Genomic DNA, 9,278 nt, shown 5'->3' with positions numbered 1-9,278 from the left:
GAGCGGATCAGGTACACAGCATCTCGGGATCTCGTGGGCCCGGCGAGCGAAGCGAGGCGGGTTCATGAGATCTGTGCACCACGTGTTCGAGGACCGGGCGGCATCGACGCCGCACGCGGTGGCCGTCGTGTCCGGCGACGAGCGGGTGACGTACGCGCAGCTCGACGCGCGGGCCAACCAGTTCGCGCACCGTCTCCGCGAGCGGGGCGTCAGCCCGGACGACCGGGTCGGCGTGCTGCTCGGCCGGGGGCCGGACCTGGTCGCCGCGCTGCTCGGGGTGTGGAAGGCCGGGGCGGCGTACGTGCCGCTGGACCCGGAGCTGCCCGCCGAGCGGCTCGGCTACTACCTGGCCACGGCCGGTGTCCAGCTCGTCATCACGGAGAGCCCGTACGCGGGCGCGCTCCGGGAGTACGACGGGCGCGCACTGTGGACGGACCGCGAGGCGTGGCGCGACCCGACGACGGCGGTGGAGCGCTGGGACGACCAGTACAACCTGGCGTATGTGATCTTCACCTCGGGTTCGACGGGCAAGCCGAAGGGCGTGCAGATCGCGCACCGGGCGCTGCTGAACCTGCTGTTCTCGCTCCGGGTGCACCTCGGTGCCGCCGAGGGTGACGGCTGGCTGGCGTCCACGTCGCTGTCCTTCGACATCTCCGGCCTGGAGCTGTGGCTGCCGCTGATCACCGGCGGCCGGGTCGTCCTGGCCCGCGACGGCGAGACCAAGGACGCCACGGCGCTGATCCGGCTCGTGGACACCCAGCAGGTCAGCCACGTGCAGGCCACCCCGTCGGGCTGGAAGCTGCTGCAGGCGGCCGGGTTCGGCGAGCGGCCGGTGACCGCGCTGGTCGGCGGGGAGGCCCTGCCGCCCGTGCTGGCCCGGACCCTCGCCGGCCAGGTCAAACGCCTCGTCAACGTGTACGGCCCGACGGAGACCACCATCTGGTCCACGTTCTGGGACGTGCCCGCCGACGCGGAGACGGTCCTGATCGGCCGGCCCCTGCACAACACCCGCACCTACGTCCTCGACCAGGACCTGAGCCCGGTGGCCGTCTCGGTGGTCGGCGAGCTCTACCTGGGCGGCGACGGCGTGGCCCGCGGCTACGTCGGCCGCCCCGACCTGACCGCCGAACGGTTCCTGCCCGAGCCGTTCGGCGGCCCCCCGGGCGCCCGGATGTACCGCACCGGCGACCTGGCCCGCTACCGCGCCGACGGCACGATCGAGTTCCTCGGCCGGGTCGACCACCAGGTGAAGGTCCGGGGGCACCGGATCGAACTCGGCGAGATCGAGGAGCGGCTGATCACCCACCCGCAGGTCCGCGACGCGTGCGTGCTGGCCCGCGAGGACGCCCAGGGCGAGAAGTGGCTCGTGGGGTACATCGTGGGCGACGCCGAGGGCGGGGAGTTGCGCGGCCACCTCGCCGAGGCCCTGCCCGGGTACATGATCCCGGCAGCGTTCGTGCACCTGGACGTCATGCCGCTCAACGCCGCGGGCAAGGTGGACCGCCAGGCGCTGCCGGCGCCGGACCGGGCGGCCCTGAGCCCCGACCGGGCGTACGTGGCCCCGGCCACCGAGACCGAGGCCCTGATCGCCCGGGTGTGCGCCCAGGTGCTCGGCATCGACCAGGTGGGCATGGGGGACAGGCTGATGGACCTCGGCGTGGACTCGATGCGGATCGTGCACCTGCTCACCGGGCTCCGGGAGGGCGGGAAGCCGGCCTCGCTGCGCCAGCTCTACCAGTACGACACCCTCGCGGACCTGGCGCTGGGCCTCGACGGCGGTCGGCCCCGGCCGCTGCCCCGGGCCACGGTGCCCACCCAGCGGGGTCCGGTCCGGCTGCCGTCCCCGTTGGGCGTGATGGCCGACCACCGGGTACCCGGCGTGAGTGTGGCGGTGCTGCGCGACGGCGAGGTGGCGCTGGTCGAGAGCCACGGCGTGCTCCGCGCGGGCGGCGCCGAGCCGGTCACGTCCCGCACGCCGTTCCAGGTGGCCTCGATGAGCAAGCACGTCACGGCCGTGGCGGCGCTCCGGCTGGCCGAACGGGGCATGCTGGACCTCGACGCGGACGTGAACGACTACCTGACCGACTGGCGGGTGCCGGCCGGCGGGGTCGTCACGGCCCGCCAGTTGCTCTCCAACACCTCCGGTCTGTCGCTGTCGCCGAGCACGCTCTACGAGCCCGGCCAGCCCGTCCCGGCCCTGCTGGACGTGCTGCGCGGCGAGGGGGTCCGCCCGGAGCTCGCGCCCGGGACGGTGTTCCGCAAGACCAACAGCCATTTCGCGGTACTGCAGCAGGTACTCACCGACATCGTCGGCCGGCCGTTCCCCGAGCTGATGGCCGACCTGGTGTTCACCCCGCTGGGCATGGTGGACAGCAGCTTCGACCCGGCGTTCCCCCAGTGGGCGGACAGCACGGTCGCCACCGGCCACGACGCGGAGGGCCTCCCGATTCCGGGCGGTCACCGGCTCCGGTCGGCGCTGGCGGCCGGCGGCCTGTGGTCCACGGCGGCGGACCTGGCGAAGGTGGCGTGCGAGATCCGCGCCGCCGCGCTCGCTGATTCATCTCCGCTGCTGTCGCGCATCTCGGCCGAACAGTTGTTGACGACCGTGCTGCCCGGGAGTTTCTATGGTCTGGGCACAATCGTCGACGATTCCGGGACCGATACGGAGTTCGGCCACGGAGGGGAGTCCACGGGCTTCCGGTGCGTGACCATGACCCGCCTGAAAGACGGTTCCGGATTGGTCGTACTCACTAATAGTGAGTCCGGACGCGAGGTGCACGGCTTCCTGGCGGACGTTCTCCGTGGCCAGGACGTAAAGACGTCTACAGTGGACTGAGATATGTTACTGATGGGTTCTAGAAAACTGAAAGGAATTCGCGTATTGGAGAATGGCCTGGAGCTTGCCGGCAATAGTCGACTTGTTGACTAGTGGGTACAAGCTTGATTAGTGCGGTCGACACCTCTGATTTACATCTTGTAACGTGGGTCCGAAAGTGCTGGACCGCAAGAAAAAATCAGGGGAGCGCGATGCTCGAGGCCTTCGATGTCGATCCCGTGGCGGAGTCCATCTACCTCGCGATGCTCAAGAGCCCCCTCGCGGGGATCGCCGAGCTGGCCGAACGGCTCGGCTGGGAGGAGGATCGCATCCGGTCCGGACTGGACGAACTCGCCAGGCTCTCCCTGCTCAGGCCGTCGTGGGAGAACCCGCTCGCCATGCGGCCGGTCTCCCCGGAGGCCGGCCTGGAGATCCTGTTGGCCCGTCAGCGGGTGGACCTGTTGCGCCGTCAGCACCAGATCGAGGAGGGCCAGGCCGCCCTCCAGGTGCTGATCGCGGAGTACGCCCACCCGAGCCGGGGCACCGGGTCCACCGGCGTCGAGGAGCTGATCGGGCTCGACGCCGTCCGTGAACGCCTCGAACGCCTGGCGTACCAGACCCAGCACCAGGTGCTGGCCTTCGCCCCCGACGGGGCGCAGACGGAGGAGGCGCTGGCGGCGAGCCGGCCACTGAACGCGCTACTGCTCGAACGGGGGGTCGAGATGCGTACCTTGTACCTCAACAGTGTCCGCAACGACGCCCCGACGAGCGCGCACGCCGACTGGCTCGTGGAGATGGGCGCCCTCGTCCGCACCGTGCCCGTGCTGCCGATCCGGATGCTCATCGTGGACCGGATGTTCGCCGTGGTGCCGCTCGACATGGACAACACCGCCGCCGGGGCCGTCGTGGTCCGCGGTGCCGCCCCGGTGGCCGTCATGTGCGCGCTCTTCGAGCAGATCTGGCAGACGGGTACGCCGTTCGGCGACGAGCAGGACGACCGGTGCCCCGAGCTGACCGACCAGGAGCGCGCCCTGCTGAACCTGTTGCTCCAGGGCGATACCGACGAGCAGGCCGCGCGCAAGCTCGGTGTGTCGCCGCGTACCGTCGGTCGGATGGGTGCGGAGATCATGGCGCGACTCGGGGCGCGCAGCCGGTTCCAGGCCGGCGCGCTGGCGGCCGAGCGCGGTTGGTTGACGCAGTCATGACTCTCCGATGTCCCGCCGGGCAATTTTCCATCAGCCCGGAACCCTGGATTCTTAAGTCCGATTCTGTGATGGTTGGTCGGTGCATTTAGTAACGGTCCGCATGAGCGCCACTATGTCCTGTTCTGCGGAGCAGGCAGAGTGGCTTCGTCGCGTTATCTGGCAAGTGGCCAGACCGGCTGACGGACTCGAGCACGTGTACGTCGAGCCAACAGTGGAAGGCGCCGACGCGGTGGTCTTCGTGGTGGCCAGTAACCTTTCCGACGCCGAGCGCGCCGCGGCGGATCTGATTGAGCGCGCCGTGCTGCGCGGCGGTTACGCGGGGTGGCGGGTGCTGCTCTGCGAGGTCTCTCTGATCATTCCCATTGCGCGCCAGTCAGTGCTTCCCGACGAGTAACGCTGACCGACTTCGGTCATGCAGGATTCAGACACTGAACTGGCTTGACCGGCCCTTGTGGACCCGACAGGATTTCAGACGAAAGACAGATTCGGCAATCTCCGCCGACATCCGGGCGGGGCATCCTCGAACGCGAAGTCCTTTCTTCTGATCGAATCCTGTGAGGAGTCGTTGTGGCACGTGTTCTGCGCAGCGTTGTCATCGGCGCGGCAGTTCTCATTGCTGTGGCCGCCGTCACCACGATCGTCACCTCCCAGCTGCAGGTGACGTCCATCCGACAGGTCGCCGCGGGTGACGCGGTGGCGGGCGACTTCACCTGGCAGTGAAGCCATATGCAATCGCGGGTAAACAGCAAAAGAATCTCGATGTGACGATGTCTGAGGTGGGGTCGACGGCACAGTCGGCTCCACCCCTCTCTTCTTATTCCGCGAACTCTCATATATCGACGGGTGGATCCATGGAGTTCCGTGTCCTCGGACCGGTGGAAGTATGGAAGGACGGCGCCGAGATCCCGCTGGACGGGTCGAAGCAACGAACGGTGCTGGCGGCGCTCCTGTTGGCCGACGGCCGGATCGTCTCCGACGAGCGGCTCAGCACCCTGCTGTGGGGCGAGAATCCCCCGGCGACCCTCAACGCCCAGATCTGTACCTATGTCTCCCGGCTGCGCAAGAGCGCGGACCCGGGCATGGAGATCCTCCGCCAGCGCCCCGGCTACCTGATCCGGCTCGACGGCGCCCGCTACGACCACGGGGACTTCGAACGCCTCGCCCAGACCGGCCGGGCCGCCCTGCGGGAGGGCCGGCACACCGAAGCCGCCGAGAAGCTCCGCGCCGCCCTGGCGCTGTGGCGGGGCCCCGCGCTGGCCAACGTGACCGAGTTCCTGCTCGGCGCGGAGCAGCTCCGGCTGGAGGAGGCCCGGATCGCGGTCCTGGAGAGCCGGATCGACGCCGACCTCGCCCTCGGCCGGCACGCGCCGCTGGTGCCCGAGCTGACCGGCCTGGTCGCCGAGCACCCGCTGCGCGAGGGACTGCGCGCCCAGCTGATGACCGCCCTGTACCGCTGCGACCGGCAGGCCGACGCCCTGGCCGTCTACCACGACGGCCGCCGGGTCCTCGTCGACGAACTGGGCGTGGACCCCGGCCCCACCCTGACCCGCGCGCACCACGACATCCTGATCGCCGCCCCCGCCCTCGACGCGCCCACGGGCCGGATCGAGATCGCCCCCCGCCCGGCCATGCTGCCGGCCGACCTCGGCGACTTCACCGGCCGGACCGCCGAGCTCGCCCAGGTCGCCGGCGTCCTCGACTCCGACCACGCCACCGCCGCGCCGCTCCTGGTGACCGGCATGCCCGGCGTCGGCAAGTCCGTGCTCGCCGTCCGCGCCGCGCACCTGACCCGCGACGACTTCCCCGACGGCCAGCTGTACGTGGACCTCGCCGGCGCGGGGGACGTCCCCGTCGACCCCGCCGACGCGCTGGCCTGGTTCCTCCGCGCGCTCGGCGTCGAGGAGGACGCGCTGCCCGCCGGCCTCGACGAGCGGATCCAGGTGTACCGGACCCTGCTCGCCACCCGCCGGGTCCTCGTCGTCCTCGACAACGCGCACAGCGAGGCCCAGGTCGCCCCGCTGCTGCCCGGCGGCCCGACCTGCCGGGTCATCGTCACCAGCCGGGCGCACCTGCCGGCGCTGGCCGCCGCGCACGTGGTCGCGCTCGAACCGTTCGGCACCGACGACGCCCTGGTGCTGTTCGCCGCCGTAATCGGGGTCGCCCGCTACGACATGGAGCGCGACGCCGCCGAGCGGATCGTGGCCCGGTGCGCCGGCCTGCCGCTGGCGCTGCGGGTCGCGGGTACCCGGCTGGTCGCCCGGCCGCACTGGCCCGTGTCCCGGCTCCTGGACCGGCTGGAGACCAGCGGCCGGCTCCTCGACGAGTTCCGGCTCGGGGCGCTCGACGTCCGGGGCAGCCTGCACCGGGCGTACCGTTCGCTGCCCCCGGTGGCCCGTACCGGCCTGCGGCGGCTCGCCCTGCTCGACGTGCCCGACTTCCCCGCCTGGGCCCTGGCGGCCCTCCTGGAGGTGCCGGAGGAGCCCGCCGAGGAGCTGGCCGAGGCGCTGCTCGACGCGCGGCTGCTCGAACTGCGGCTGGACCGCAGCGGCCGGCAGCGCTACGCCTTCCACGACCTGGTCCGCCCGTTCGCCCGCGAGCGCGCCGAGGACGAGGAACCGCCCCGCGCGGCCCGCGCCGCCCTCGACCGCGCGTACGGCGCGTGGCTGTCCCTGGCCACCGAGTGCTCCCGCCGGCTCGACGGCGTCGGCGCCCGGCCCGCCCGGGGCGGCGCGCCCCGCTGGCGGCTGGCCGGCGGCCTGGTCAACGACCTCGCCGAGACCCCGGTCGCCTGGTTCGAGGCCGAACACGGCGCGCTGGTGGCCCTCGTGGCCCAGGCGGCCGCGTCCGGCCAGGCCGCCGCCGCGTGGGAACTCGCCGGCGCCTGCGAGGACTACTTCGAACTGCGCGGCCACCAGCACGACTGGCGGCGCACCTACCAGCGGGCACACACCGCCGCCCGCACCTCGGGCGACGCCCGGGGCGAGGCCGCCATGCAGCTCGGCCTGGCCCGGCTCGCCGGCTACCGGGGCGACGCCAACGCCAGCCTCACCTACGCCGACCGGGCCGCCAGCCTGCACGCCGCGCTCGGCGACCCGGTGGGGGAGGCCGAGGCCCTGCGCCGGTGCGCCGACGCCTACCGGCACCTCGGCCACCCGGGGTCCGCCGAGGACGGGGCCCGCCGCGCGCTGGCCATCGCCCTCTCCGGCGGGGACCGGTCCGGCACGGCGGGGGCGCGGACCGCGCTCGGCGACGTGCTCGGCGACCTGGGGCGGTCGGGGGAGGCCCGACTGGAGTACCAGGCGGCCGTCGACCTGTCCCGGCAGCTCCCCGACGCCCGGCGCACCGCCGCCGCGCTCGACGGCCTGGCCCGGCTCGACCTCGACGCGGGCCGGTACGCCGAGGCGGAGGCCGGCTTCGCCCAGTGCCTGGCCGTCTACACCCTGGCCGGGGACCAGGCGGGCCGGGCGACCACGCTCACCCACCTCGGGCACCTGCGGTTCGCGGAGGGCCGGCACGACGCGGCCCGCTCCCTGTACCGCGACGCCCTGGCCCTGCTCAACGGCCTCGGCCTGCAACGCCGGTACGCGCACGCGTGCGCCGTCACGGGGCTCGGCCGGATCGCCGCCGCGCAGGGCGAGTCGGGGCGGGCGGTGCACCTGCTGACCACGGCCGCCGAGCTGTGGACGGGGCTGGGGCTGGTGACCCGGGCGACCGGGGTGCTCACCGAGCTCGACGGGGTCCTGGGCCGGCCCCGGGCCGCCGCGCTGCCGGCCATCGCGGGGGCCTGAGGCGCAGGCCACCACCGGCGCAGGCCGGGCGTCCTCGCCATCCGAGGCCGCTCGACGGGTGCCGAGTAGACGGCCCGGGCTGACTCCGGTCGGCCCGGGCCTCTTCGTCGGCTGCCTGCCTGGACCGCCGAATCGCCGGCGCCAACTCGTGCACCACGACCGCCGAGGACATTGCCACGCAACGGGTCCGGGCCGACAGGAAGAGCCGCCGGCCCCGTGCGACGGGACAGCGGGAGCGGCGCGGATCTGGGACAGTCGACGTGTGGACATGGAACTGGAGATCACGAACTTCGATCCGAAGCAGGCCACGGAGGCCGACCTAGACGGGTACCACGAGCTGGTGGTCGCCGTCCGCGCGACAGACTGGCCGGACGACCCCGCGCCGTCCTACGAGTCGACCGTGCGGGGCCTCGGCGCCACCACCACGAGCGGCGGCACGCCCAGCTACCTCGTCGCCCGCCGGGCCGGCCAGCTCCTCGGGGTCGTCCGCGTCGGCCTGCTGACCGGCGACAACGACCACATCGCGATGGTGCACGTCCAGGTGCGCCCCGATCTGCGCCGGGCCGGCACGGGCACCCGGCTGCTGCGCGCGGCGCTTCCGACGGTGCGGGCGGGGGCGCGGCAGACTGTCTTCGGGGTCGCGATGGAGGGTGGCTCCGGTGCGGCCTGGGCGGCCGGTCTCGGTTTCCGGGTCACGCAGCGCCTCGTGCTGATGCGCCTCAAACTGACCACAGTGGACCCGGAGGGTTGGCCGGTCACCGCCCCCGACGGGTACCGGATGGTGACGTGGCTGAACCACGCCCCGGAGGAACTGGTCGACTCCTACGCGCGGGCCCGCAACGCGATCCACGACGCGCCCAGGGGTGAGTCCTCGGCGCTCCGGGACCGGGAGTGGACCCCGGAGCTGGTGCGGGAGGCCGAGCGCGACCTGGTCGGGCGGAAAGTCGAGCAGCGGGTCGCCGTCGCCGTGCACGAGGCCACGGGCGAGGTGGCCGGTCTCACGGAGCTCGAGTTCTACCCGCACCAGCCCGACTTCGGCACCCAGCAGGACACCGCAGTCCTCGCCGCCCACCGGGGCCACGGCCTCGGCGCACACGTCAAGGCGGCCAACCTGCGCCGCCTGGTCGCCGAACACCCGGGCCGCCAGCGGATCGACACGTCCACCGACTACGCGAACACCCACATGATCGAGGTGAACCGTCGGCTCGGCTTCACCGTCTACGGGGTGCCGACCACCGTCGAGCAGGGCACCGCGGACCTGGAACGCCGGCTCGCCTCCTGACCCGGCCCGCCTCCTCGGGGGTCCGGCCCTGTCCCGGCCCGGCCTTCCCGAGCGGGGTGAGCGAAAGCCGTGGCATCATCATTTAGCCGGGAGCCGGGAGCCGGGAGCCGGGAGCCGGGAGCCGGGAGCCGGGAGCCGGGAGCCGGGAGCCGGGAGCCGGGAGCCGGGAGCCGGGAGCCGGGAGCCGG

6 protein-coding genes are annotated in these 9,278 nt (G+C 72.7%); all 6 read left to right on the top strand.

Annotation, left to right across the window (positions count from 1 at the left end; translation table 11 throughout):
• Positions 1 to 64: 64 nt before the first annotated feature.
• The 6 genes from AB0M43_RS02750 (at position 65) to AB0M43_RS02725 (ending at position 9,090) form a co-directional block, all read left to right on the top strand.
• On the top strand, positions 65 to 2,836 hold the full coding sequence (locus tag AB0M43_RS02750) for an amino acid adenylation domain-containing protein (protein WP_363720500.1): 2,772 nt from the start codon (positions 65 to 67) through the stop codon (positions 2,834 to 2,836).
• Positions 2,837 to 3,027: 191 nt separating this feature from the next.
• Positions 3,028 to 4,020, top strand: coding sequence for a helix-turn-helix transcriptional regulator (locus tag AB0M43_RS02745; RefSeq protein WP_363720498.1), 993 nt, complete (start codon positions 3,028 to 3,030; stop codon positions 4,018 to 4,020).
• Positions 4,021 to 4,213: 193 nt separating this feature from the next.
• On the top strand, positions 4,214 to 4,414 hold the full coding sequence (locus tag AB0M43_RS02740) for a hypothetical protein (protein ID WP_363720496.1): 201 nt from the start codon (positions 4,214 to 4,216) through the stop codon (positions 4,412 to 4,414).
• Between the two features lie 173 nt (positions 4,415 to 4,587).
• The gene (locus tag AB0M43_RS02735; RefSeq protein ID WP_363720494.1) at positions 4,588 to 4,740 is read left to right on the top strand and encodes a hypothetical protein; all 153 of its coding nucleotides are present in this window, start codon (positions 4,588 to 4,590) and stop codon (positions 4,738 to 4,740) included.
• A gap of 131 nt (positions 4,741 to 4,871) precedes the next feature.
• Positions 4,872 to 7,808: a BTAD domain-containing putative transcriptional regulator gene (locus AB0M43_RS02730; protein WP_363720492.1), complete on the top strand. Its 2,937-nt coding sequence runs from the start codon at positions 4,872 to 4,874 to the stop codon at positions 7,806 to 7,808.
• Positions 7,809 to 8,076: 268 nt separating this feature from the next.
• The gene (locus tag AB0M43_RS02725; RefSeq protein WP_363720944.1) at positions 8,077 to 9,090 is read left to right on the top strand and encodes a GNAT family N-acetyltransferase; all 1,014 of its coding nucleotides are present in this window, start codon (positions 8,077 to 8,079) and stop codon (positions 9,088 to 9,090) included.
• Positions 9,091 to 9,278 lie beyond the last annotated feature (188 nt).

This window comes from Longispora sp. NPDC051575 (assembly GCF_040681875.1).
Lineage (GTDB): Bacteria > Actinomycetota > Actinomycetes > Mycobacteriales > Micromonosporaceae > Longispora.
The sequence above is the reverse complement of the archived record's forward strand: the minus strand, read 5'-3'. Positions and strand labels throughout refer to the sequence as shown.